At 63.6% G+C, this 23,767-nt stretch carries 20 protein-coding genes; 8 read left to right on the top strand and 12 right to left on the bottom strand.

The window, feature by feature from the left end:
• Window positions 1-534: 534 nt before the first annotated feature.
• The 3 genes from GV819_RS27405 (at window position 535) to GV819_RS27395 (ending at window position 4,424) form a co-directional block, all read left to right on the top strand.
• Complete coding sequence (locus GV819_RS27405) at window positions 535-1,899, top strand: glutamine synthetase family protein (protein ID WP_161759171.1); 1,365 nt, start codon at window positions 535-537, stop codon at window positions 1,897-1,899.
• Window positions 1,900-1,957: 58 nt separating this feature from the next.
• A complete protein-coding gene (locus tag GV819_RS27400) occupies window positions 1,958-3,271 on the top strand; it encodes an NAD(P)/FAD-dependent oxidoreductase (protein WP_161759170.1) in 1,314 nt (437 codons plus the stop codon).
• Between the two features lie 190 nt (window positions 3,272-3,461).
• On the top strand, window positions 3,462-4,424 hold the full coding sequence (locus tag GV819_RS27395) for a DUF2628 domain-containing protein (RefSeq protein ID WP_161759169.1): 963 nt from the start codon (window positions 3,462-3,464) through the stop codon (window positions 4,422-4,424).
• 52 nt (window positions 4,425-4,476) lie between these two features.
• On the opposite strand, the gene GV819_RS27390 is transcribed toward GV819_RS27395, so the two are convergent.
• The 5 genes from GV819_RS27390 to GV819_RS27370 all read right to left on the bottom strand — a co-directional run bounded on the left by GV819_RS27390 (window position 4,477) and on the right by GV819_RS27370 (window position 11,609).
• Window positions 4,477-6,090 carry a GMC family oxidoreductase gene (locus GV819_RS27390; protein WP_161759168.1) on the bottom strand — a complete coding sequence of 538 codons (1,614 nt, stop codon included), beginning with the start codon at window positions 6,088-6,090 and terminating at the stop codon, window positions 4,477-4,479.
• Window positions 6,091-6,170: 80 nt separating this feature from the next.
• Window positions 6,171-7,388: a mandelate racemase/muconate lactonizing enzyme family protein gene (locus GV819_RS27385; RefSeq protein ID WP_161759167.1), complete on the bottom strand. Its 1,218-nt coding sequence runs from the start codon at window positions 7,386-7,388 to the stop codon at window positions 6,171-6,173.
• A gap of 1 nt (window position 7,389) precedes the next feature.
• Window positions 7,390-8,709 carry an MFS transporter gene (locus GV819_RS27380; RefSeq protein ID WP_161759166.1) on the bottom strand — a complete coding sequence of 440 codons (1,320 nt, stop codon included), beginning with the start codon at window positions 8,707-8,709 and terminating at the stop codon, window positions 7,390-7,392.
• Window positions 8,710-8,851: 142 nt separating this feature from the next.
• Window positions 8,852-10,276: an aldehyde dehydrogenase gene (aldA, locus tag GV819_RS27375; RefSeq protein ID WP_161759165.1), complete on the bottom strand. Its 1,425-nt coding sequence runs from the start codon at window positions 10,274-10,276 to the stop codon at window positions 8,852-8,854.
• Between the two features lie 394 nt (window positions 10,277-10,670).
• A complete protein-coding gene (locus GV819_RS27370; RefSeq protein WP_161759164.1) occupies window positions 10,671-11,609 on the bottom strand; it encodes a LysR substrate-binding domain-containing protein in 939 nt (312 codons plus the stop codon).
• A 339-nt stretch (window positions 11,610-11,948) separates the two neighbouring features.
• On the opposite strand from GV819_RS27370, the gene GV819_RS27365 reads away from it, so the two are divergent.
• Entirely contained in the window at window positions 11,949-13,130 is a 1,182-nt protein-coding gene (locus GV819_RS27365) for a hypothetical protein (RefSeq protein WP_161759163.1), read from the top strand.
• Window positions 13,131-13,397: 267 nt separating this feature from the next.
• On the top strand, window positions 13,398-14,273 hold the full coding sequence (locus GV819_RS27360) for a LysR substrate-binding domain-containing protein (RefSeq protein ID WP_161759162.1): 876 nt from the start codon (window positions 13,398-13,400) through the stop codon (window positions 14,271-14,273).
• Window positions 14,274-14,378: 105 nt separating this feature from the next.
• Here the strand turns inward: GV819_RS27360 and GV819_RS27355 are convergent, their stop codons facing one another.
• From GV819_RS27355 to fae, 4 genes are all read right to left on the bottom strand, one after another.
• Window positions 14,379-15,737 carry an MFS transporter gene (locus GV819_RS27355; RefSeq protein ID WP_161759161.1) on the bottom strand — a complete coding sequence of 453 codons (1,359 nt, stop codon included), beginning with the start codon at window positions 15,735-15,737 and terminating at the stop codon, window positions 14,379-14,381.
• Between the two features lie 87 nt (window positions 15,738-15,824).
• A complete protein-coding gene (locus tag GV819_RS27350) occupies window positions 15,825-17,258 on the bottom strand; it encodes an NAD-dependent succinate-semialdehyde dehydrogenase (RefSeq protein WP_161759160.1) in 1,434 nt (477 codons plus the stop codon).
• Window positions 17,255-18,289 carry an aldo/keto reductase gene (locus GV819_RS27345; RefSeq protein ID WP_161759159.1) on the bottom strand — a complete coding sequence of 345 codons (1,035 nt, stop codon included), beginning with the start codon at window positions 18,287-18,289 and terminating at the stop codon, window positions 17,255-17,257. Before GV819_RS27345 ends, GV819_RS27350 begins: the two co-directional genes overlap by 4 nt.
• Window positions 18,290-18,299: 10 nt before the next feature.
• A complete protein-coding gene (gene fae, locus GV819_RS27340; RefSeq protein ID WP_161759158.1) occupies window positions 18,300-18,812 on the bottom strand; it encodes a formaldehyde-activating enzyme in 513 nt (170 codons plus the stop codon).
• A gap of 595 nt (window positions 18,813-19,407) precedes the next feature.
• Here fae and GV819_RS27335 point away from each other — a divergent pair.
• A complete protein-coding gene (locus GV819_RS27335) occupies window positions 19,408-19,794 on the top strand; it encodes a GFA family protein (protein ID WP_161759157.1) in 387 nt (128 codons plus the stop codon).
• Window positions 19,791-20,252, top strand: a complete 462-nt coding sequence (locus GV819_RS27330) for a hypothetical protein (RefSeq protein WP_161759156.1) — start codon at window positions 19,791-19,793, stop codon at window positions 20,250-20,252. Before GV819_RS27335 ends, GV819_RS27330 begins: the two co-directional genes overlap by 4 nt.
• Window positions 20,253-20,324: 72 nt before the next feature.
• Here GV819_RS27330 and nadE read toward each other — a convergent pair whose 3' ends face one another.
• The 3 genes from nadE to GV819_RS27315 are packed head-to-tail and all read right to left on the bottom strand — an operon-like array spanning window position 20,325 to window position 23,041.
• Window positions 20,325-21,152: an ammonia-dependent NAD(+) synthetase gene (gene nadE, locus GV819_RS27325; protein ID WP_161759155.1), complete on the bottom strand. Its 828-nt coding sequence runs from the start codon at window positions 21,150-21,152 to the stop codon at window positions 20,325-20,327.
• Between the two features lies 1 nt (window position 21,153).
• Entirely contained in the window at window positions 21,154-22,383 is a 1,230-nt protein-coding gene (gene pncB / locus GV819_RS27320; RefSeq protein WP_161759154.1) for a nicotinate phosphoribosyltransferase, read from the bottom strand.
• Between the two features lie 10 nt (window positions 22,384-22,393).
• Entirely contained in the window at window positions 22,394-23,041 is a 648-nt protein-coding gene (locus GV819_RS27315; RefSeq protein WP_161759153.1) for an isochorismatase family protein, read from the bottom strand.
• A 180-nt stretch (window positions 23,042-23,221) separates the two neighbouring features.
• Between GV819_RS27315 and GV819_RS27310 the strand changes: the two genes are divergently transcribed.
• Window positions 23,222-23,767 (top strand): adenylyltransferase/cytidyltransferase family protein, encoded by a 546-nt coding sequence (locus tag GV819_RS27310; RefSeq protein ID WP_161759152.1) that lies wholly within the window; start codon window positions 23,222-23,224, stop codon window positions 23,765-23,767.

Below are 23,767 nucleotides of genomic sequence, written 5' to 3'. Positions count from 1 at the left end.
CTCCCTCCCCCCCTTACATTGGCTAACGGATTCTTGCAGTATTGATCCGCCCTGAGGGTGCGGACCGATTGATCCGCCCCGCCGGCGCCCGGTTCACAGCAAAAATAATAACCACGAACTCGACAGCGAGATCACCCGGCTGATGTCCCCCCCAAAACCGTGTTACGGATTCGCCAGACTTGCACTCACAGCCCGCGACGATGGCTGTGGTACGGCTGTCGATCCTGGTGACTCACGGTCCCGCTGTTCACTCGTCAATTCGCCTCATGAGGTTCATGAGGACCGCGCTGCCGTCATCGGTTCCTCCTTGCTGGACAGGTCTTGCCCATGAAGCTTCTGGTCAACCTGCCCATGGCCCTGTGCCGTTCCCGCCTGCGCCACTCCTCACGCCCTCCGGATCACTCGCTACTGGCTTGATCGTGCCCTGCACGAGCCATTCCCAGACCTGCTTTCCAGCCTTGCAAACGACCCGTGCGTGGCGTCGTTGCAGCACCTGAAAACCTGTGCGCCGTGAAGGCGCAAGCGAGAACCCTGATGAAATTTGCCGCCCTTGATGAAGCCCGTGGCTTCCTCTCCAGCAACCCCGATATCGACATGATCGAGCTGTTCATCCTCGATGCCAACGGCGTGCCCCGGGGCAAGCTGTTGCACCGTGAAGAACTGCTGGCGGTGTACGAAAGTGGCCGGCCCTTGCCCAGCACCATCCTCGGCCTGACCCTCAACGGCGACGACGTGGAGAACTCCGGGCTGGTGTGGGACGTGGGCGATATCGATTGCCGCGCCTACCCGCTGGCCGGGAGCCTGGTGCGCCTGCCGTGGCGGCAAATCCCCACCGCCGCGGTGCAGGTCAGCATGCACCCGCAAGAGGGCCTGCCCGCCAGCATCGCCGACCCGCGTCACTTGCTGATCAAGGTCATCGACGGGCTCAAGGCCGAGGGTTATCACCCGGTGATGGCCTGCGAGCTGGAGTTCTATCTGCTGGACGCCAAACGCGACGGCAACGGTCGGCCACAGCCCGCCCTGGATGCCGACGGCGGTCGCCCACGGACCACCCAGGTCTATGGCCTGCGCGAGCTGGAGCAGATCGAGCCGTTCCTCGCCGACCTCTATGCCGCCTGCAAGCTGCAAGGCATTCCTGCACGCACGGCGATCTCCGAATACGCCCCGGGCCAGGTGGAAATCACCCTGGAACACGGTGACGCCCTGGAAGCCATGGACCAGGCCGTGCGCTACAAGCGCGTGGTCAAGGCGCTGGCGCACAAGCACGGGATGCAGGCCACCTTCATGGCCAAGCCCTTCGATCATTTGGCCGGCACCGGCATGCACATGCACGTGAGCATCGCCGACGCCGAGGGCCGCAACCTGTTCGCCTCTGAAGACCCGGCCGGTACCCCGTTGCTGCGCCAGGCGGTGGGCGGCATGCTCGCCTCGTTGCTGGAATCCTTGCTGCTGTTCTGCCCCAACGCCAACTCCTACCGGCGCTTCCAGGCCAACAGCTATGCGCCCCTGGCGCCGACCTGGGGTGTCGACAACCGCACCGTGAGCCTGCGCGTACCCGGCGGCCCGGCCAACAGCCGGCACATCGAGCACCGCATCTGCGGTGCCGATGCCAACCCCTACCTGGCGGCAGCGGCGATCCTCGCCGGGATCCATCGCGGCCTGCGGGAAAACCTCGACCCGGGCCACCCGGTGGCAGGCAACGGCTACGCCCAGGCCACCGAATTGCTGCCCACCGACTGGCTGACCTCGCTGATCGCCCTGGAGCAATCGGCTTGGGCCCGGGATGCCCTGGGCAGCGAATTCCTCGGCGTGTACCTGGCGGTCAAGCGTGCCGAATACCGCCAGTTCATGGCCGAAGTCGGCGAGCAGGACTGGCGCTGGTACCTGACCCAGGCCTGACGCGCCGGCCGCTGCCTGCAGGCAGCGGCCCGACTCATTCATTTGCGAGGATTTCCCCATGACAGCCGCCTTCGATCCGCGGACCCCGGCAGCCGAGCGCAGCCCTTCCTACTACAGCGCCACCCTTAATCAGGAAACCCACTACCCGACCCTGCAAGGCAATCATCAGGTGGATGTGGTGATCATCGGCGGCGGTTTCACTGGCGTCGCCACGGCCGTGGAACTGGCCGAACGCGGCCTGAAAGTGGCCATCGTCGAAAGCCACAAGATCGGCTGGGGCGCCACCGGGCGCAACGGCGGCCAGGTCACCGGCAGCCTCTCTGGCGACGCCGCGATGCGTAAGCAGATGCGCCGCAACCTTGGTGACGAGGTGGATGATTTCATCTGGAACCTGCGTTGGCGCGGGCACCAGATCATCCAGCAACGGGTGGCCAGATACGCCATTGCCTGCGACCTCAAGCACGGCCACCTGCATGCGGCCTACAAGCCCAGCCACCTGCCCGGACTGCGCGCCGACTACGAAGAAGCCGTGCGCCGCGGCATGGGCGACGAGGTCAGCCTGCTGGACCGCGAGCAAGTGCACAGCCTGCTGGATAGCCCGCTCTACCACGGCGCGATCAAGAACACCCGCAACCTGCACCTGCACCCGCTGAACCTGTGCATCGGCGAAGCCCGCGCCGCCGAGAGCCTGGGTGCCTTGATCTTCGAGCACAGCGAAGTGCTGGACATCGTCCACGGCCAGCGCCCGGCAGTCATCACCGCCCAGGGCCGTATCGACGCCAGGCAAGTGCTGCTGGCCGGCGATGTCTACCACAAGCTCGAGCCGCAAAAACTCAAGGGCAAGATCTTCCCGGCCATGGGCGGTATCGTCACCACCGAGCCCCTGGGCGAGTTGGCCAAGCGTCTCAATCCTGAGGACTTGGCGGTCTACGATTGCCGCTTCGTCCTCGACTACTACCGCATGACCGCCGACGGCCGCCTGCTGTTCGGCGGCGGCGCCAACTACAGCGGCAAGGATTCGCGCGACATTGCCGGCGAACTGCGCCCGTGCATCGAGCGCACTTTCCCGGCCCTCAAGGGCGTGGGCATCGAGTTCCAATGGAGCTGCGCCATGGGCATCGTGATCAACCGCATCCCGCAGTTGGGCAAGCTCTCGGACAACGTCTGGTACTGCCAGGGCTACTCCGGGCACGGTGTCGCCACCAGCCACATCATGGGCGAGATCATGGCCGAAGCGCTGACCGGGCACCTCGGCGACTACGACACCTTCGCCGCCTGCCAGCACATCCGCGTGCCCTTCGGCGACCAGTTGGGCAACCCGATGCTGGCCGCCGGCATGTGGTACTACCAGATGCTCGAACGCCTGCGCTGAAGAGTGGGCCAACACCGAGGCCTGGCCATCCGACAAGACCGCGGCTGACCCCAAGGCTTGCTGATCGGCCTCGTTGTTCAGTAGGCTGCCCTCCCCTCGAAGGCATGGAGCGCCCCACTAACGGGCGCTACAGGCTTTTGGCATTGTTCAAGACCGCCCGAGCCCATGGCTTGGGCTAAGCGAGACCGCCATGAGCCGTGTGCTCACCCCGGAAACAATAGAACGGATCAATCGCCACCTGATGCGCGGCCAAAGGGGCGATGTCGAAACCACGTGCATCCTGCTGACCATCATCCTAATCCCCTGCATCATCGGTATCTCCCTGCTCAATGGGCCGCTGTTTGCCAAAATCATCCTGTGCGGCTTCCTCTGTGTCTTTGCGGCGGGTTGGTGCGCAATCAAATGGGCGAACCTTCAGGAGCAACCGAAGGCCGATGTCAGCGGCCTCGAGGTGGAGCAACTGGAAGGCTATTTTGACCGCCAATGGGTGCGTGTCGGCGGTGGCAAACCCTATGTCAAATACAGCTTCAACGAATACCTGCTGCACTCACGAACCTCGGCCGACAGCTTCTTTCATGGCGACCGGCAATTGAAGCTGAACCGTCGCTACCGCGTCGACGCCCTTTACGTCACTGGCCTGACGTCCTACGACACCGGCTACTACTTGCTGGAGGAGACCTTCAAGCAAATCACCGATGACAGCGATCTCAGCAGCGAGCAGAAAAAGCAGGTGGCCGAGCGTGAGGAGCGAATCAGTCTGTGGCTCAAGGCCCAGCAGAAACGCCTCTACCGCCTCTACCAAAACCCCAAGGGCGAACTCGCGGCGGTGGCCGTCGGCTTCAATTTTGCAGCCTGCTTTCTCAGCCTGCTCTGGTCGTTCTTCGCAGGCCTGTACTGGGTCACCGGGATTGCCCTGATAGCCCTGAGCCTGGCCCTGCTGCTCCCCAACGCTGCCGATGACAGCCACTGGTTCTGGCTCGGCCTACTGCTCAGCGCCGGGATCTTTGGTGTGTTTGGCAACCGGTGGCGAGAAAGACACGTGCTGTCCAAAGGCTTCGTCCAGGTCGATGCCCTGCTATCTTGCAATCCCGATCAGGCAAAAGTGGCCTACAAAAGAAAAGTCGAAGAAGCGGCGCCGGAGTTCGGTCAATAGCCCCAACGCTGGCCTGCGGGCGAGCGCAAGCTCTCCCCCCGCAAGCAAGCGTTCAGGCATCCTCGAGAATCAGGTCGGCACCCTTCTCCGCCACCATCAGCACCGCGGCATGGGTGTTGCCGGAGGTGACATTGGGGAAGATCGAGGCATCGACGATGCGCAGGCCCGCCAGGCCGTGAACCTTGAGGCGCGGGTCCACCACCGAGTTCTGCGGGTCGCGGCCCATGGCACAGGAACCGCACAGGTGGTAGATCGAGCCGCTGTTCTCGCGGAAATATTGCAGCATCTGCGCATCACTGTGCACCGCCGCACCCGGCAACACTTCGTCCACGGTAATGCCCTTGAGCGCCGGTGCCTGCATGATCTGGCGCAGCAGCCGGCTGCCCTGCAGCACCTCGTCGATGTCCTTCTCGGTGCTCAGGTAGTTGGGGTCGATCAGGGCTGCGTCCCGCGGGTTGTTCGAGGCAATCTCGATGCTGCCGCGGCTGGTGGGCCGGCACGGGTTGAAGCACAGCAGAAAACCTGAGTACGGCTCGGGCTTGAGACTGGCCTTGTTGCTCTTGGGAATCTGGTACGACAGCGGGTTGAAGTACAGCTGCAGGTTGGGATGTTCCTGGAGCTCGTCGCCACGGAAAAAACCGCCGGCCTGGTTGACGCTCATGGCCAGGGCGCCCTTGCGGGTCAGCAGGTACTGCAGCCCCAGCTTGAGCTGGCCGAACAGCGAGCTGAGTTCATCGTTCAGGGTCGGCACATTGGCCTTGTAGTAGTAGCTGACGCACAGGTGATCCTGCAGGTTCTGCCCTACCGCCGGCAGGTGCTTGAGCAGCGGGACCTGGTGCCTGGCCAGCAAGGCGCGGTCGCCCACGCCGGACAGTTGCAGGATCTTCGGCGTGTCCACCGCCCCTGCACAAAGGATCACTTCCTTGCGAGCGCTGAACGTCCGGGTGACACCCTGCTGGGTCACGCTGATACCGATGGCGCGTTGCTGCAGATCATCGAACAGCACCCGGTCCACCAGGACGTGGTGCAGCACTGTCAGGTTCGTTCGGCCCAGGGCCGGGTGCAGGTGGGCAAAGCTGCTGGAGCAGCGCTGGCCATTGCGGGTGTTGACGTCGTAGATGCCCGCGCCTTCGAACTTCGGCCCGTTGAAATCATCGCTGCGGGGATACCCCAACTGCTCGCAGCCCTTGAGGAACACCTCGCAGATCGGATGGGTCTGGCCCTGCATCGGGGTGATGCTGATCGGCCCGCTGGCGCCGTGGTATTCGCTGTCGCCCAGGGGGTGGTTCTCCAGCTTGCGAAAGTACGGCAGCACTTCCTTGAAGCTCCAGCCAGGGTTGCCAGCCGCCGCCCAATCGTCAAAGTCGTGGGCCTGGCCGCGCACATAGATCATCGCGTTGATCGAGCCGGAACCGCCCTGCACCTTGCCCCGGGGCGCATAGATAGCGCGGTCGGCGAGCTGCTTCTGTGGCTGGCTGTAGTACATCCAGTTAAACGTCGGGTTGTAGTACATCTTGGCGAAACCCACCGGGATCTTGAACCAGAACGATGAGTCCTTGCCGCCAGCCTCCAGCAGCAGTACCGAGTATTGCCCCGACGCCGAAAGCCGGTTGGCGAGAATGCAGCCGGCGGCGCCGGCGCCAGCGATGATGTAGTCGTATGTCATGCAGGGTTACCGCGTCAGTCGTATTGAAGGCAGCCGCCAGCGGCTGCCCATGCCCCGTCCGGGATCGGCGGGAAAATGCCTCAGCCCCTGGCCGGGGAAGTGTCCTTGACGTCGGCCGGGGTGGCGGCCATTTGCAGGTGCAGGCGTTCGCCGCTGTAGGGCGAGTGCCGGCGTACCACCTCCATGTTCAGCTCCACCCCCAGGCCCGGCTCGGTGGACGGGATGATGTAGCCGTCCTCCCACTGCAGGGGCTTGGTCAGTACCTCGGCGTGGAAGCCACCCCAGGTCATGATGCTTTCCTGGATCAGGAAGTTCGGCGTGCAGGTCGCCAGCTGGAAACTCGCCGCGGCGCCAATCGGGCCGTTGTACAGGTGCGGGGCGATCTGCGCGTAGTAGGCCTCGGCCATGCTGGCGATCTTCTTCGCCTCCAGCAGGCCGCCGCAGCGCGCTACGTTCATTTGCAGGATCGAAGCGCCACCGGCCTGCAGCAGCTTGAAGAACTCGTACTTGGTGGTCAGGCGCTCGCCGCTGGCAATCGGGATACTGGTCTTGGCCGCGACCTGGGCCATGGCCTCTTCCTGGCCGGGCGGCACCGGCTCTTCGAACCACAGCGGGTCGTACTTCTCCAGGCGCTTGGCCAGGCGAATCGCCGACGACGGCACCATCTGCCCGTGGGTACCGAACAGCAGGTCGCACTGATTGCCCACCGCCTCGCGAATCTTGCGGCAGAAGGTTTCGCAGCGCTCCAGCACTTCCAGGGACAACTGGTGCCCCGAGTAGGCGGTGTAGGGGCCGGCCGGGTCGAACTTCAGCGCAGTAAAGCCCTGCTGCATGTTCTGCACTGCACATTCGGCAGCCAGGTCCGGGTCGTCATAGTCGTATTCGCCGCGGCTGTTGAGCGGGTACAGGTAGGTGTAGGAACGCAGGCGTTCGTGGACCTTGCCGCCGAGCAGTTCATACACCGGCTTGTTCGCCGCCTTGCCGATGATGTCCCAGCAGGCCATCTCCAGGCCGCTGACCACGCCCATCATGGTCAGGTCCGGACGTTGGGTGAAACCGCTGGAATAGGCCTGGCGGAAGAAGCGCTCGATGTGGTGCGGGTCCTGGTCCAGCAGGTAGCGCTGGAACACATCCTCGATGATCGGCAACATCGCCTTGGGACCGAAGGTGGCGGCGTAGATCTCGCCCACGCCTTCGATGCCGCAAGCGGTCCTGAGCTTGACGAACAGCCAGTACATGCCACCGATATGCGGCGGCGGTACGGCGACGATATGGGTTTCAAGGGCGACAATTTTCATCTCAGGCACCTGCCTTCTGCTTCAGGGTTGAACGGTTGACGCGTGCCCGCAGGGCAATCGCGGCCAGGGTTCCGAGGGCGCCGACCGCGGCGATGTAGCCGAAATACAGGCGGTAGCCCAGGGCCCCGGGAAAGTGTTCGGTGAGGTAGCCGTTGATCAACGGAATGAACGTGTCCGGCAGGTAGCCCACCACCGAGACGATGCCAATGGCCAGGCCGGTGATGCGCAGCGGAATCTGGCAGGTGTCGAGGATCGCCCAGTACAACCCGCGAATCGCATAGGTCATCAGGCCGATGAAGATCACCGTAGCGATCAACAGCCCAAGGCTGCCCAGGGCCGGGAACAGGATCAGCCCGACAATCCCCAACGTTGCCAGCAACAGCGCAAAGATCAGCACCGAGATGTTGGAATAGCGGTCGCCCAGCCAGCCGCCGCCGATGCCGCCAAGGGGGCGCATCCACAGTTTGATGGTGGTGATGGTGCCGGCCATGACTGCGGTCATGCCGTTGCCCTGCAGGTAATCGGAGAAACTGTAGGTGGCCCAGAAGATGTGATAACCGCAGAACACGATGGCGGTCACCAGCCACAGTTCGGGGATCTTCACCAGGGTCGCCAGGTCGCTGAGCAGGTTGAACCTGCCCTGCTCCACCGGCGCCGTGTCCGCCATGGACTTGGGGTCCTTGAGCAACACCAGCACGCAGCCAATGGCGATACAGGTGAAGGAGTACAGGTACACCACCTGCTTGAACCCCTCGGCCGTCGACTCGCCGCGGGTCTCGGTGGCCAATGCGAACAGCCCCAGGGCCACGGTGGCCAGCAAGGCTTCCACCAGGCCGCGACCGCCATCGAGAATGCCGAAGAAACGCCCCTGCTCGGAGTGCCGGGCGATCATCTTCACCCGCTTGAGCACCGAGGCCCAGAAGGTCAGGCCGGTGCTCAGGCCCCAGCAGCCGAAGATGATCATCAGCCCGCTCATCGAAGGTGCAGTGGAATACCACAGGCCCAAGGCACCGGTGGCCACCAGGGAGAAGAAGATCAGGAAGCGCGGAGCGATGCGGTCCGCCAGCCAGCCGCTGGGCAAGTAGCTGAGGAGAAAAATCGTGCCGAGCATGGAGTACAGGTAACCCAGCTCGCTGTGGTTGATCTGCAACACTTCGAGCATGGTGGTCTGGTAGACCTGGCGCAGGTAGAGGATCGGGTAGATCGCCCCCGCCGCCAGCACCAGTAGCATCAATTGAACGTAGCGGCTGCGTGTGTCGCGGCTGCCCAATGGCAACGCTGCAGAAGCCTGGACCCCAGCAGCGCCGGCGTGTTTAGACATGACTGTGCCCTCGGGCACCGGTATCCGGCGCCCTCATTGTTGTTATTAGGGGGTGAAGCTGCGGCAAGCCTTGAGTTTCAAGCGGCAAAAGCTCATGCACCGCTTGCACCTGAAGCTTGCCGCTTGGAACCTGCAGCGGTCTTTAGAACGGCATGACCACCAGGCGGGTCTGGGTGAACTCGAGCATGCCGTGCTTGCCGTCGTCGCCGCCCAGCCCCGAGCGTTTCCAGCCGGCGTGATAACCCTGGTAGGGATCGGCCGGGGTACGGTTGATGTACAGCTCGCCGGCCTCGATGGCCCCGGCAACCTTCATCGCGGTGCGGTAGTTCTCGGTGTAGAGCACCGAGGACAGGCCGAACTGGTGATCATTGGCCAGGGCCAGGGCTTCATCGATATCGCGGTACTTGAGCACCGGCAGCACCGGGCCGAAGATTTCCTCCTGGACGATCTCCATGTCCTGACGGCAACCGCTGAGCAGGGTCGGCGGGTAGAAATGCCCCGGGCCTGCGGGCAGTACACCACCGCTTTCGAGCACCGCACCGTCGGCCACGGCGCGCTGTACCAGGGCGTGGATGTTGGCCTGGGCCGCGGCATTGACCAGCGGCCCCATCAAGCTCGGGTCTTGGCGGCGGTCGCCGAATTTCACGGCGCTGATCTGGTCCTTGAGCAAGGCCAGGAACCGCTCATGCACGCTTTCATGCACGTAGACCCGCTCCACCGCCGTGCACAGCTGGCCGCAGTGGGTGGTCTTGGAACCGATGATGGCTGCGGCCGCCAGCTCCAGGTCGGCGTCGGCCTCGATGATCGCCGGGGTCTTGCCCCCCAGTTCCAGGGACGGCTTGGCGATATTGGCCTTGCAGTAGTCGAGCACGATGCGCCCGGCGTTGACGCTACCGGTCAGGGTGATCATCCCCACCGCCGGGTGGGTGCAAACCGTGGCCGCGGTCGCGTGATCCATGGTCAGGATGTTCACCACCCCGGCCGGCAGCCCGGCCTGTTGCACCGCCCGGGCAATCTCGAAGGCCGAGATCGGCGTGTTGTTGCTCGGGCGCACCACCACGGTGTTACCGGCGATCAGCGCCGGCGCGACCTTGCGCAGCAAGGTGTAGACCGGGTAGTTGAAGGGAATCAGGCAGGCCACCACGCCAATCGCTTCGCGGTGCAGGAAGAGCTTTTCGTCGGGGCTGTCGCTGGGGATGATTTCGCCTTCGATACGCCGTGCCCACTCGGCGTGGTAGCGGGTGATCTGTGCGGCGTAGCGGGCCTCGTTGCTGGCGTCCAGCAGGCTCTTGCCGGACTCGGCGGCCAGGGCCTGGCCAATGGCCTCGGCGCGCGCCTCCAGGGCATCGGCCAGGGCGCGCAGGTAATCGCCACGCTGGATGCTGGTGAGCGCCGCCCACGGCTTTTGTGCCTTGGCCGCGGCAAGCACCGCAGCCGTCGCCTCCTCCTGGGTGGCCGCCGAGACTTGGCCCACCGAGGTTTCAGTGGCCGGATCGTAGACCGCGATCAAAGCGTCGCTGGCAGGTTCGATGAAGTGACCGTTAACAAAATTTCGCTCGAGTCGCATGGAGATGGCCCCGTGGTTGGCAGAAAGGTGGCGCAGGCAGCCTGGAGGCGATCCAGGCCCGGCGGTCAAAGGGTCTGGGAGGTTCGAGCGGACACAGCGGCGGCGCCTGCGGGCCGGTCAATGGCCTGCGGGCAACGATGAAAATGACGGACAAGGCGCGGCGACAGGCAATCGACAAGGACTGGATACGGCATGGCTGGGCACTCGGGTTGTTGTTATGTGAGTGCCGGCAGTCTTGTCGTCCGCCGCGATCAGGACAAACGATTAATTGCGCGATAGAACATTCGAAAAACGCATGTTACTGACCTCATCCCTGCAGGAGCCGCCTGGTCGGCGAAGCGCCCCTTGAGCCTTGCGTGGCCCTTGCCCAGGCCTGAGCTGGCCAAGCCTGCTCCTACAGGGGCGTCGAGGCGGTAGAAGGTTCTAGCTGACGTTGCGCCAACCAGATCTCTTCCTGCAGCCATTGGCCAAACACCTGCAACTGCGGCATCTGGGTCTGCTCCGGGCGGGTCACCAGCCAGTAGGATTGATGGCCTTCCACATGCACATTGCGCACCTGGGTCAACTGCCCGGCCGCCAACTCCGCAGCCACCATGTGCCAGTCGGCGATGGTCACCCCCAGGCCCTCGACCGCGGCGCGGATGGCCAGGTCCAGCAGGTCGAATTCATAGCCGCCCTGAGTGTCGACACCGCTGATCCGCGCAGCGTCCAGCCAGTGCTTCCAGGTCAGGTAGCGCTGGTCTTCGCGCGCCAGCACATGCAGCAGCGTCATGCGCGTCAGGTCGATGCCCTGCTCGGTCGATTCACGGGCCAGCAGCGATGGCGCGCAGACCGCGATATGCCGCTCCTGGAACAGCAGCGAGCTGTCCAGGCCATCCCATTCACCGTCGCCGAAGCGAATCGCGCAATCCAGGGTACTGGTTTGCACCAGGCTGTCCTGCAGGCGCGTGCTCAGGCTCAACTGCAACTGCGGATGCTGTTCGCGCAAGCGCCCCAGGCGCGGCAGCAGCCAGCGACTGGCAAAGGTCGGCGGCACATTGAGGTGCAGGCGATTGGTGTGGGATTGCTGCTGGATGCCGCGCAAGGTCAGCTCGATCTTGTCGAAGGACTGGTGCAGCGCCCGCAACAGCACGCGCCCGGCGCTGGTCAATTCGAGGTGGTGATGGCGGCGCTGCAGCAGGCTTTCCCCGAGCTGTTCCTCCAACTGCCGGACCTGGCGGCTGACCGCGCTCTGGGTGACGTTGAGCAGCTCGGCGGCGCGGGTAAAACTGCCGGTGCTGCCGGCGACTTCGAAAGCTTTGAGCGCATTGAGCGCGGGCATCTTGCGTTTCACGGCAGTCTCTCGCTGACAGCGGCTGAGGGGCGCCAAGCATCGCACGCCACGGCGTCGCCAGCCAACTGGCTAACATGCGTTTTACGCATGCTCAGGCACCGAATAAATCGTTTGTCGCGCCACCTGCGGATGCCAACACTGCGAGCACCTTAAAAAAACAACAACACGAGCCCTGCCCATGCCTCACTCACCCTGCCACGCCTGCACCCTGGCGGCTGTCACTGCCTGACAGCTACTGCCAGTGCATCCCCCCACTACCTGTGTGCGCCTTTGGTTGCAGCCTTTGCCGCGACCGGTTTCGACGCACCCCAAAACAATAACAATCCGGGAGAAAACCCCATGCGCCATCCTCGCGCCCGCACTCTCTGCAAGCTAACCCTGCTGCCATTGCTGGGCAGCCTCGCCGCCCCCGCCCTGGCGGTGCAGGTCAGCGATCATCTGGACCTGGGCGGCGCGGTTCGCGCACGCTGGGACTATGACCCGGACCGGGACATCCAGACCTTCAACTTCGACACCGCGATCCTCAGTGCCAAGTACGCCTCCGACACCTGGATCGGCGCCGCCAAATACCGCTTCTACGGCGGCGCCTACCCCTATCGCTACACCGACAAGGTCGGCGACATCGCCTTCGCCGAAAGCGCCTGGATCGGCTACCGCTTCACCCCCGAACAGCAGGTGCAGGTCGGCCTGAACCAGATCCCCTTCGGCCTGCAGCCGTATTTCGGCAGTAGCTTTTTCGAAACCCTGGGCAACGTGGTGGGCCTGGAAGACATCGAGCAGGTCGGCGCCAAGTACATCCAGCAAAGCGGCGCGTGGAATCTCCAGGCCGGCTATTACCTGCGCCCGGCCTGGCAAGGCAAGGGCACCAGCAACGGCCGTACCTACTCCAGCGTGGTGTCCTCCGCCGACCACTACGTGGCCGATGGCAGTGACAACCGTGAACGCAACACCCTGGTGCTGCGGCTGGCCAGGGCCGTGCAACTGGGGGATTGGGCCTCGGAAGTCGGGGTCTCCGGCCTGACCTCGACCCTGAAGAACAACGACACCCGCCACGATGGCCGGCGCAATGCCCTGGCCCTGCACTACCTGGGCAAGAACGGGCCCTGGGGCGTGCAGTTGCAGGCGGCGCGCCAGCAGATGTCGCCGCGCAATCCGGGCACCGACGAGCTGGTGACCCTGGGCGGTTATGACGGCACCTTCAACGTCGCCAGCCGCGGCAACCTGTATGTCGCCGACCTGAGCTATGCGGTGGACGGCAAGTACCTGTTCGACCAGGTCAGCGGGATCAAGCTGTACACCAACTACAGCGCCTTCGATAAATCCGCCAGCGGCTACCAGACCTCGCAACGGATGATCCTTGGCAGCTCGTTTTCACTGAGCCGACTGTGGGTAGCCACCGAGTGGCTGTTCGGCAAGAACGATCCCTACATCGGCGGCAGCAGCTATGCCCAGAGCCTGGGCCCCGGCGGCAGCAACCAGTGGGAAAACCAGCTGTACGTGAATATTGGCTACTACTTCTGAATCTTTGCCGGCCCTTTCGCTGGCAAGCCAGCTCCTACAGCTGACAGGGATATCGCCGGAAACCCTGTAGGAGCCGGCTTGCCGGCGAAGGCGATCTCAAGGTCCTCTTGGCCGGCAAGCCAGCACCCTCCAAGGGCGGCTACAGGGTAAGATGGGCGCGCTGAACAAGCGCCTTACAACAACAATAAGCCTGCCCCGCCACGTCCAGCGCCCCGCCTGCCAGGCTCGGCCGCTCCTTCCTGGCGCCAGGTGCGGAGTCTGCCCGCCATGCGTCAACTGCCCTCCCTGAACATGCTCCGGGTCTTCGAAGAAGTCGCCCGCCACCGCAGCTTCAGCCAGGCCGCCCTGGAGCTCAACGTCACCCAGGGCGCAGTCAGCCGCCAGATCAAGCAACTCGAAGACTACCTCGGCGTGGCGCTGTTCAGCCGCAACCCGCGAGGCCTGGAACTGACCGAGGCCGGCGCAGCCCTGGCGCCGAACCTGGGGCAGGCCTTCGATCACATGGAACGGGCGCTGCAAGCATTGCGCGTGCCCAACCTGCGCCAACGCCTGCGGATTGTCGCGCCGCCAACCTGGGCCACCCGCTGGCTGTCGGCGCAGTTGCGCGACTTCTGCCAGCGCTACCCGGACATCAGCCTCAGCGTGACCCAGCACAACAGCCATGACAGCCCGGCGCAAATCGACTGTGAGATCCGTTTCGGCATGCACGCCGCCACGCATTGCCACAGCCAGTTGCTGGTGATGGAGCGGCATATCGCGGTGGCCAGCCCGGAGCTGTTCAGTGCCGGCCAGGCACCGGACCTGCGCCGCTTTCCCCTGCTGCACATCCTGCATGACGGCAAGCGCCTGCGGGTCTGGGAGAACTGGCTGGCGGCCATGGGCCGGGACGATGTCGACGCCCAAGCGGGCCTTGAGTTCAGCACCCTGGACCAAGTGATCCATACCGCCCTGGCCGGTGGCGGGCTGGCGGTGATCGACCGGCAGATGATCGAGCGGGAACTGGCGGACGGACGCCTGCTGCCGATCACTCCGGTAGAAGTGATCGGCCCTTACGGTTATTGGCTTGAGGTGGCGAGTGATCGGCAGGGGTTGTCCAAGGTGCGGCTGTTCACCCAATGGCTGAGCCTGGTGAGCAACCCTTGAACCTCGCCGCGCAGCGTCGACCGCCAGCGGCTTGCCAGCAACGACGTCGCTCAACAACGCACAAGGCTCAAGGCGTTCTTCACCGGCCAGCCGGCTCCTGCAATATCAGATCGGCGCGACGACCTTGGGCAGGTTGGCGACAGGTTCAGGGCTGTGCACGCTACACGCCTGGCTCAACGTCAGGGACTTGGTTTCCGGCGCCCAGGCCCAGGAGATCCAGGCACCCAGGGCAAGGATCGCCGCGAGGATGGCCATGGTTGGGCTGAGGCCGATCCCGGCCACGCTCACCGGTAGCAGAAAGGTGCTGATGGCCGAACCCAGGCGACTGATGGCGGTGGCCAGGCCGATGCCGCTGGCGCGCACTTCAGTGGGAAAACTCTCTGCCGGGAACACCCCCACCAGGTTGCTCACCGCCGACAACACCAGGGTGAAAACACCAAACAGCAGCACCATCAGCCAGGCCGCACTGCCCGGCAGCACCGCCAACAGCAGCAATGCCACGGCGAGGATGATGAAGGAGTTGATCAAAAACCCCCGTCGGGAAAATTTCACCGTGCACCAGATGCCGATCAGCGCACCGATGATCAACAGCAGGTTGAGCATCAACTCGGTGCCGAAGCCTTCGGCCAGGCCCATCTTCTGCAGGATCGATGGCAAGAAGGTGTAGATGGCGAAGTACGGCATGACGATGCACACGAAGAACAGGCAGTTGAACGCCGTGCGCTTGCGGTACTCGGGGCTGAACAGCACCCCGTAGCCGGAACGGCTTTCGCCGCTGGGCTGTTCGTCGAGCACCACGTTGGCACCCAGGTGTTTGTGCACGATGGCCCGGGCCTCGGCAATGCGCCCACGATTGACCAGCCAGCGCGGCGACTCCGGGGTGCCGATGCGCGCCAGCAGGATCAACCCGGCCGGGATCGCCGAGGATGCCAGCATCCAGCGCCAGGCGTCATCGCCCAGGCTGAGCATGGCGGTGCCGATAAAGGTCGCGGCGACGTAGCCGAAGGTCCAGATCACGCTGAACGAACCGAGCAACACGCCGCGGTGCTTTTTCGGCGCGAACTCGGCGAGCATCGCGTGGCCGACGCTGAAATCGCCGCCCAGGCCAATGCCGATCAGCACCCGGCAGAAAAACAGGCCCATGGCGGTCTCGGCATAGAACTGCATCACCGAGGCCAGGGTGATCAGCACGAAGCTGACCAGGAAGATCTTCTGCCGTCCCAGGTGGTCGGAGATCCAGCCGAAGAACAGGCTGCCGATAAACAGCCCGATCAGCGCCGAGGCGCCGATCAGCCCCTGCCAGAAGGCGTCCAACTGCATCTGCGGACTGAGCAGGGTGAAGGCAATGCCGATCAGGCCAAGAATGTAGCCATCGGTGAAGTGCGCGCCGAACGTCAGCCCGGCGATCTTCAGGTGGAACCGGCCAATCGGCAGGTCATCGATCTTGACGGTTGCGGTGGTCATGTTCGTCTCCGTTTATTGTTTTTGAATAAGAGATGAATCGGGGTCGAGCACCCCTTGCCGCAGCCGTATGCGGCAAGGGGCCTGGCTTCAGAGGCCGCCCATCAGCAGGTATTTGATCTCCAGGTAGTCGTCCAGGCCGTACCTGGAACCTTCGCGGCCGAGACCGGATTCCTTGATCCCGCCGAACGGCGCCACTTCGGTGGAGATGATCCCTTCGTTGATCCCGACCATCCCGGCCTCCAGGCCTTCGGCCATGCGCCACACCCGACCGATGTCACGGCTGTAGAAATAGGCGGACAAACCGAAGGGCGTGTCGTTGGCCTGCTGCAGCACCTGGGCCTCGTCCTTGAAACGGAAACAGGCGGCCACTGGGCCGAAGGTTTCTTCCTGGGCGATGAGCATGTCGCCGGTGGCTTCAGTGAGGATGGTCGGCTCGAAGAAGGTCCCGCCCAGTGCATGCCGGCGACCGCCACACAGCAACGTCGCACCCTTCTCCAGCGCATCGCCGACATGCAGCTCGACCTTGGCCAGCGCCGCCGCGTTGATCAGCGGGCCCTGCTCGGTATCACCGTCCAAGGCGCTGCCCACGCGCATGGCCGCGACCGCGTCTGCCAGCTTGCGGGTGAAGGCCTCGTACACGCTGTCCTGGATAAAGAAGCGGTTGACGCACACGCAGGTCTGCCCGGTGTTGCGGAACTTCGAGGCCATGGCGCCCTTCACCGCGGCATCCAGGTCGGCATCGTCGAAAACAATGAATGGCGCGTTGCCGCCCAGTTCCAGGGAGACTTTTTTCAGGGTGTCGGCGGCCTGGCGCATCAGCAGCTTGCCAGTGCGGGTCGAGCCGGTGAACGACAGCTTGCGCACCACGCTGGAGGCTTGCAGCGCGCCACCGATGGCCACTGCATCACCGGAAACGATGTTCAACACGCCGGCTGGAATACCCGCCTGTTCGGCCAGCACCGCCAGGGCGAAGGCCGACAACGGTGTCTCTTCCGAGGGTTTGAGGATCATCGTGCAACCAGCGGCCAGGGCCGGGCCGACCTTGCGCGTGACCATGGCCAGCGGGAAGTTCCAGGGGGTGATGGCCGCCACCACGCCAATCGCTTCCTTGGTCACGATGATTCGCGCATCGGCCTTGTGGCTGGGGATCACGTCGCCATAGGCGCGCTTGGCTTCCTCGCCGAACCACTCGAGAAAACTCGCGGCGTAGACCACTTCGCCCATGGCTTCGGCCAGCGGCTTGCCTTGCTCGCGGCTGAGCAAGGTGGCCAGTTCACGCTGGTTGCCCAGCATCAGCTCGCTCCAGCGCTTGAGCTTCTGGCTGCGTTCCTTGGCGGTGAGCTTGCGCCACGCCGGCAAGGCGCGGTTGGCGGCGGCGATGGCCAGGTCCGTGGCTTCGGCACCGGCCTTCTGTACCTCGGCGATCAGCTCGCCGTTGGCCGGGTTGAACACCCGGTAGCTGGGGCCACCGTGGGACCATTGGCCATCGATGTAGTTGCCATTGCGGATCAGCGTGCTCATGCCACGGCCTCGGTCAGGGTGAAGCGCTCAAGGCCCGGACGGGCACTGCGCAGGATGCGACAGCCTGCGGTGTAATCGTTGATCACATCGCACGGGGTGTAGTTGCGTTCCAGCTCGTGCAGCTCCTCGGCATCCAGCGGCGTATCGAGGGCCGCCAGGGCACTGTCGAACTGTTCGGTGGTGTCGGCCCCCACCAGCATGCAATCGACACCCGAATGGTTGAGCACCCAGGCCTGGGCGATCTGCGCATTGGGCACGCCACGGGCACGGGCCACACGCTGCACCGAATGGGCGATCTGCAGCGAGGCTTCGTCGCTGTACATCTGCTGGGTGAAGAAGTCGGTCTGGTTGCGGGTCGACTGCACGTCGCCGGTGAGCAGCCCTCGGGCCAGCGGGCTGAACACCGACACGCCGAGGCCCTGGTCGCGGCAGAACGGGATCATCTCGCGCTCTTCCTCGCGGTAGGCACAGTTGAGTTGCAGCTGCATGTTGATCGGCTTGACCCAGCCGTTGCGCTCGCAGGCCATGAGGATCTTCGCCAGTTGCCCGGCGAGCATGGTGGACACGCCGATGTAGCGGGCCTTGCCGGCGCGCACGATGTCGTTCATCGCACTCATGGTCTCTTCCACCGGGGTGTTCACATCGAAGTAATGCAGCATGAAGACATCGACGTAATCCATGTCCAGGCGCTTGAGCGAGGCATCGATGCCGTCGAGGATGTGCTTGCGCGAATGGCCGCTGGCGTTGATCCCGCTGCGGGTGCCGTAGCCGACCTTGGTGGTGATCACCAGGTCCTCGCGGCGGGCCAGGCGCTTGACGATGCGCCCCACCACTTGCTCACCGACGCCGGCGGAATAGAAATCCGCCAGGTCGATGAAATTCACCCCGTGATCCAGGGCGTGCGCGACGATCGGCTCGCTTTGCTTTTCATCGAAGATCCAGGGTTTCCAGTCCGGAGTGCCCATGTTCATGGTGCCCAGGCACAGGCGCGAGACTTGCAGGCCGGAATGGCCCAAACGAATGTATTGCATGCGCTGCTCCTCAGGCTTTGGGGGTGTAGAACGGGTTGCTGATCTGGTTCACCACGTCGACCAGTTGGGCACGTTCGGGCTTGCCGGCCAGGGCCGCGCGAATCGCTGTGCGGCAGGCGTTGTAGTTGTTCAGGTAGACCGCATCCAGGTCGTCGCAGGCCGGGTTGACCCAGTTGGCGGTGACGATGGCCCATTGGTCTTCGGCTTCGGCCGGCAAGGTGCCGTCCAGCAAGGCCTCCAGCACCGCCTTGGCGATCCCGGCCTGGGACGCGCCCCAGGTGGCGTTGCCATGCAGCTCGCTGGCGATGGCCGCCTTGTTCACGTACAGGGTCATGGGCTTGACCGGGATGTTCGGCTGGGCGATCACCATGAATGGGCAGTGGCCCTGGCTCGGCGAAGCCAGGCTGCTGGCGAAGGCCTGCCCGGCGGGACCGTTGCGCGGGCCGATGAGGATATTGATATGGGCGGCGTTGACGCCCGGGCCTTCGAAGCCTTCACCGATATACAGGTCGAGTGGTGTCATGGGTGCTTACTCTTTGAGGACGCAGAGGAAAGGAACGAACCGGATCAGCGACGCTGGGGCCGGAGCGGGTCGAACATAGAGCTCAAAGAGCGCAGCCCGGAACGGGCGCAGCGGTCACCCGGGAACCGGGTTGGGAGAGATGGAGTCATGGCGCAAACGCTCTTTGTTGTTATGGATGAGCTGGGTTGGCGCTGTTGTATCACCGGGCTTGCGGGGGCCCGTAACCATTAAAAGTCATGCGCCCATGAGCTTTAGTCATAGCCTTGCGATGAGCTTGGATCAGGCTCGCCATGCCCCATGTTGCCGAAGGCACTGTTGGCCCAGTGTGTGTGTGTGTGTGTGTGGCTCGATGACGCTGAAATCAGCCTCATGGCGCAACCCGACATCGGCGTGGCCCACAACCCCGGCAGTAATGGCTGGACAAGGCCGGCGCGGCGGTCAACGCCCTGAATCGGGCAGAGCGCGACTGAGGTTCGGGCTACGTCATCGAACACCCTGGCAACACCCACGAAACCCGAGCCGTTGAGGGGGACGCGCCAGCAGGCGGACATGCTAGAGTCGCCCTTCGATTTCGCAGCGCGCCAGGGAAGCCGTGATGACCGCAATGATCTACCAGGGTGGCTGCCTGTGCGGGCAGATCCGTTTCGAGGCCCGAGGCCCCGCCGCCAACCCCCATACCTGCTCGTGCAAACTGTGCCAACGGCACAGCGGAGCGCTGACCGTGGCCTGGGTCGAATTCCCCCGGGAGCAGGTGAGCTGGACCGGCCCCGGCGGCGTGCCAGCCACCTTCAGGTCATCGGACTATTCGAGCCGGGCGTTCTGTTCGCAATGCGGCAGTTCCCTGGGGGCCATCGACGATGAGCCGACCATTGCCCTGCTGCTGGGTACATTCGACAGTAACAACCGCAAGGCGCTGATACCGACTCATCACTCCTTCAGCGGTAAACGGCCACGCTGGTGGCAGGCCGGAGTCGCTCCGTGAACCACAGTGACCGCGGCGCCGCCCTCGCCTCGAACATCTGGACCTGGTACGGCCAGGAGCAATACTCAAAGATCATCCTGGTGGGCGAACTGGGCCCGGCCCTGGAGTTCCTGGCCCTGGAGGCGGACCAGCAACGAGTGGCAATCGGCTGCTGCGCCGAGTGCAATCTGTGGTCACACCATCTCGATTATCTGCAGCACTTTGTGCAGCACTTTCCTGCGCATCTGGCGCCACAACTGCACCTGCGATTGCAAGCCTTGTTACAGGCCTGTGAAACCTTATGCCGGCAAGCCTATGGAGTGACTCTTGAGGACAACGGCTTCGAGCATGGGCAATGGCAGCCGCTGCGCCAAGGTGCCCGGGAGGCGCTGGAGATGCTGGGTTGGCCAGAGGTGCAAAAGCACATGGCCGAGCTGACAGAAGACTGCCGGGCAGCATTGAGGAAATGGCCGGATTGAGAGCCTGGCCCGTTGAGGCGGGGTTGCGGGTCTCTTCGCTGGCAAGCCAGCGCCGACAAGAATCTGCTCAATTCAGGCAGGGGTGCGTGGCAAGGCGCGTTTGTGGGCAGTGCGGGTGTAGGCGTTTTCGATCAGGCTGCGCACCGTATCGGGCACCGTTTCACCCATCAGGTAGGCATCGATCTCTTGGTAGCTGCAGCCATAGGCGTCTTCATCCAGCTTGCCCGGTGCCAGTTCTTCGAGGTCCGCGGTGGGCGCTTTGTGCACCAGATACCCGGGAGCGCCCAGGGCATCGGCGAGCATCCGCACCTGGCTCTTGGTCAGCCCCGAGAGCGGGGCCAGGTCGCAGGCACCGTCGCCGTATTTGGTGAAGAACCCCATCAAGGCTTCGGCGCCATGATCAGTGCCCACCACCAGGCCGTTGTTGAAGTTGGCCATGGCGTATTGGGCGAGCATTCGCGCCCGGGCCTTGACGTTGCCCTTGGCAAAATCCGTCAATGCCGCCGAGGGCTGCAGGTCGTCGCTCTGGATCGAGATCATCAGGGCGTCAACGCAGTCACCGATGTTGCTAGTGGTGATCTGGTCTGGACGAATGAAATCCAGGGACGCCTGGGCGTCACGCTCATCGGCCTGGTGCTTGTAAGGCAAGCGCATGGCGATAAACCTGGCCTCGTGCCCTGCCCCGCGCAGCTGCTCCACTGCCAGTTGGCACAGGCGACCGGCGACCAGGGAATCGACGCCGCCGCTGATGCCCAGCACCAGGGTCTTGCAACCGGACTCGCCCAGCACCTGCTGGATGAACGCTACGCGGCGGGCGATTTCGCCCGCCTCGCCACCGCGGGCCAGTTGACGATCGATGCCCAGTTCCCGGGCAATGCGTGCTTGGGTTTGGTTGCTCATATCAGGCCTCCAGGGGCGAGTGGGCAAGGTCGACGCTGAACACCTGCGCCGCGTAGCGCAGGAACGACGGGTCTTCGCAAACGTTCTTGATCGGGTCATCGGAGAACTTCACCACCGGCTCGCCGTGCACCCGCACCAGCTTCATCACGATGCTCAGTGGCTCGACGTCCTCGACGTCGCAAGCCAGGCTGGTGCCCATGCCGAAACCGAACCTGGCCTGGCCACGCACGTGGCGCAGGATCGGCAGGCATTTCTCGAAGTTCAGGCCGTCGGAGAACATCAGGTCCTTGGTCCGCGGGTCGATACCCAGCTCGCGGTAGCGGGCCAGGACCTTGTCGGCCCAGACGATCGGGTCACCGGAATCCTGGCGCAGGCCGTCATACAGTTTGGCGAAGTACAGGTCGAAATCCTTGAGGAAAAAGTCGGTGCTGATGCAGTCGGTCAAGGCAATGCCCAGGCGGCCGCGGTACTCGCGCACCCAGTTTTCCAGGGCTGCGTTCTGGCTTTCCCGCAGCCGGCCCAACTGCTGGTGCACCATCAACCACTGGTGGGCCATGGTGCCGATCAGCGGCAGGTCGAACTCGTAGGCCAGGTGGGCGTTGCTGGTGCCGACGAACACCCCGGGAAAGTCGCTGCGCATGATCTTCACCACTTCGCGCTGGGCCTTGAACGACAGGCGCCGACGGGTCGAGAAGTCCGAGACACGAAATTCGGCGAGCTCTTCCTGGCTAGCGTTTTTCTCCAGCCATTCGAATTTCTGGTAGAGCCGGCGAGTGACGTCCGCAAGCTCCACTTCCGGGTATTTGTCGCGGTTGCGCAACTCGCTGACCATCGCCAGCACCGGCTGCTCGAACATGATGCAGTGCAACATCGGGCCACGCACACGAATGCTCAACTGGCCATCGACAGCGGCCACATGGATGTAGCGCAGGTTGAAACGGAACAGGCCAAGGAACTGTTCGAAATCCGGTGTCAGGTACTCGCGAAACTTCTTGCTGAACAGGAAGCGCTGCTCGCCTTCACGCATCTGCAGGCCGGCCAGCTTCTCCAGCTCCTGGCGAATCTCGGGGATCAGGTGCACCAGGGACTCTTTGGAACGGACGATGAACTGATACTCGACATCGACATTGGGGTGCTGGTGCAGCACCGCCTGCATCATGGTGAAGGTGTAGTAGTCGGTGTCCAGCAGGCTCTGGATCACGCCGTTGTTGCGATCGAATGCACTTTCCATGGGGCTTTCCTTATGCGCTGGCCAATCTGGCGGTTTCTTCGCGAGTCGCGGTAACCGCGATGCCCGCTTGTTGCATGTCATGTATCGCCTGGGTCGCACCCGCTTCGCTGATGGCGCGGCAGGCCGGCAAATGCAGGATCACCTTGAAACCGGCGGCAGCCAGTTGCAGGGCGGTGGTCTTGACGCAGAAATCCAGGGCCAGGCCGCCGACGATCACCCGTTGCACGCCCTGGCTGTTGAGGTACTCGATGACCCCGGTGGAGAGCTTGCCGTGCAGGTCGTGGTAGCAGGCGCCGTAAGGGTGCAAGTCCGGCTCCACGCCCTTCCACACGAAGTAGTCGTAGTCATAAGGGCTCGGCAACTCGTCCAACAGGGTGAACCCCACGGTGCCCGGTACGCAGTGGCTGACCCAGGTCAGGTCGGCGTGCTCCAGGCCGGTCGGCTGCAGCATCTGCTCGTGCTTGGCAACTACCCAGGGGGCCTGTGGACTGTGAGCATCCTTGCTGCCGATGCGCAGGCTGGCCAGGGTTGCAATGAAATTCAGCTCGCCACCGATACGCTCACCCTCGGCCACCGGCAACTCGTCCGGGCACAGCGGGGTGAAGCTTTTTTGTGCATCAACATCGAAAGAAGCGGTCTTCATCGTTTGGCTGTTCATGCTGGGTCTCTCCTCTGCATGGAACACAAAGTACATGTCATGTACTTTCAATGCAAGCCCACCTGTTTATTTTTTATCTGCAGAAAAGCAATTAGCAAAACAAATATAGGCGCTTAAAAATCACCCCATTGGAAAAACCAATGATAAAGTACATGTCATGTACTCAGTGAGGAAAAGCCGATGTATGAACTCGCCCTCTATGGTGGCGCCTTCAACCCACCTCATGCCGGGCATGCCCGGGTCATGCTCGAAGCCGCCCGCCACGCCCGTCGGGTGCTAGTGGTGCCCAGCTTCCGCCACCCGGATGGCAAGCGCATGGCCGACTTCGGGCAGCGTGCGAACTGGTTGCAAGCCATCACCCAACACCTGCAAGCCGAATGCCCGGCGGAGCTGGCAGTGAGCCGACTGGAGCAACAACTGGCCCTGGCCGACCCCGGCCCGGTCTACAGCTACACGCTGCTGCAGCGTTTGGCGGACGACCTGGCCCTGGACGGCAAACGCATCGCGCTGGTGGTGGGTGAAGACGTGGCGCGCCGGTTGCCGAGCTTCTATCGCGGCGAAGATTTGTTGAGGCGCTTTTCCATCCTGCGTATCGAGGAACAGCCGGGAGTACGCAGCACGGTGTTGCGCCAATGCCTGGCCCGCGGCGAAACACCGCCCAGCCAATGGCTGGCACCAGGAATGAATCCGCTAAACTACGGCCTCTACGCCGCCCACGGAAGTTGA

Source organism: Pseudomonas sp. Fl5BN2 (assembly GCF_009908205.1).
In the GTDB taxonomy this organism is placed as follows: Bacteria; Pseudomonadota; Gammaproteobacteria; order Pseudomonadales; family Pseudomonadaceae; genus Aquipseudomonas.
The sequence above is the reverse complement of the archived record's forward strand: the minus strand, read 5'-3'. Positions and strand labels throughout refer to the sequence as shown.

Excerpts from the sequence above, each read along its gene's own strand:
- GV819_RS27405 (WP_161759171.1), top strand. The coding sequence starts at position 535 with ATGAAATTTGCCGCCCTTGATGAAGCCCGTGGCTTCCTCTCCAGCAAC.
- GV819_RS27400 (WP_161759170.1), top strand. The coding sequence starts at position 1,958 with ATGACAGCCGCCTTCGATCCGCGGACCCCGGCAGCCGAGCGCAGCCCT.
- GV819_RS27395 (WP_161759169.1), top strand. The coding sequence starts at position 3,462 with ATGAGCCGTGTGCTCACCCCGGAAACAATAGAACGGATCAATCGCCAC.
- GV819_RS27390 (WP_161759168.1), bottom strand. The coding sequence starts at position 6,090 with ATGACATACGACTACATCATCGCTGGCGCCGGCGCCGCCGGCTGCATT.
- GV819_RS27385 (WP_161759167.1), bottom strand. The coding sequence starts at position 7,388 with ATGAAAATTGTCGCCCTTGAAACCCATATCGTCGCCGTACCGCCGCCG.
- GV819_RS27380 (WP_161759166.1), bottom strand. The coding sequence starts at position 8,709 with ATGTCTAAACACGCCGGCGCTGCTGGGGTCCAGGCTTCTGCAGCGTTG.
- aldA (WP_161759165.1), bottom strand. The coding sequence starts at position 10,276 with ATGCGACTCGAGCGAAATTTTGTTAACGGTCACTTCATCGAACCTGCC.
- GV819_RS27365 (WP_161759163.1), top strand. The coding sequence starts at position 11,949 with ATGCGCCATCCTCGCGCCCGCACTCTCTGCAAGCTAACCCTGCTGCCA.
- GV819_RS27360 (WP_161759162.1), top strand. The coding sequence starts at position 13,398 with ATGCGTCAACTGCCCTCCCTGAACATGCTCCGGGTCTTCGAAGAAGTC.
- GV819_RS27355 (WP_161759161.1), bottom strand. The coding sequence starts at position 15,737 with ATGACCACCGCAACCGTCAAGATCGATGACCTGCCGATTGGCCGGTTC.
- GV819_RS27350 (WP_161759160.1), bottom strand. The coding sequence starts at position 17,258 with ATGAGCACGCTGATCCGCAATGGCAACTACATCGATGGCCAATGGTCC.
- GV819_RS27345 (WP_161759159.1), bottom strand. The coding sequence starts at position 18,289 with ATGCAATACATTCGTTTGGGCCATTCCGGCCTGCAAGTCTCGCGCCTG.
- fae (WP_161759158.1), bottom strand. The coding sequence starts at position 18,812 with ATGACACCACTCGACCTGTATATCGGTGAAGGCTTCGAAGGCCCGGGC.
- GV819_RS27335 (WP_161759157.1), top strand. The coding sequence starts at position 19,408 with ATGACCGCAATGATCTACCAGGGTGGCTGCCTGTGCGGGCAGATCCGT.
- nadE (WP_161759155.1), bottom strand. The coding sequence starts at position 21,152 with ATGAGCAACCAAACCCAAGCACGCATTGCCCGGGAACTGGGCATCGAT.
- pncB (WP_161759154.1), bottom strand. The coding sequence starts at position 22,383 with ATGGAAAGTGCATTCGATCGCAACAACGGCGTGATCCAGAGCCTGCTG.
- GV819_RS27315 (WP_161759153.1), bottom strand. The coding sequence starts at position 23,041 with ATGAACAGCCAAACGATGAAGACCGCTTCTTTCGATGTTGATGCACAA.
- GV819_RS27310 (WP_161759152.1), top strand. The coding sequence starts at position 23,222 with ATGTATGAACTCGCCCTCTATGGTGGCGCCTTCAACCCACCTCATGCC.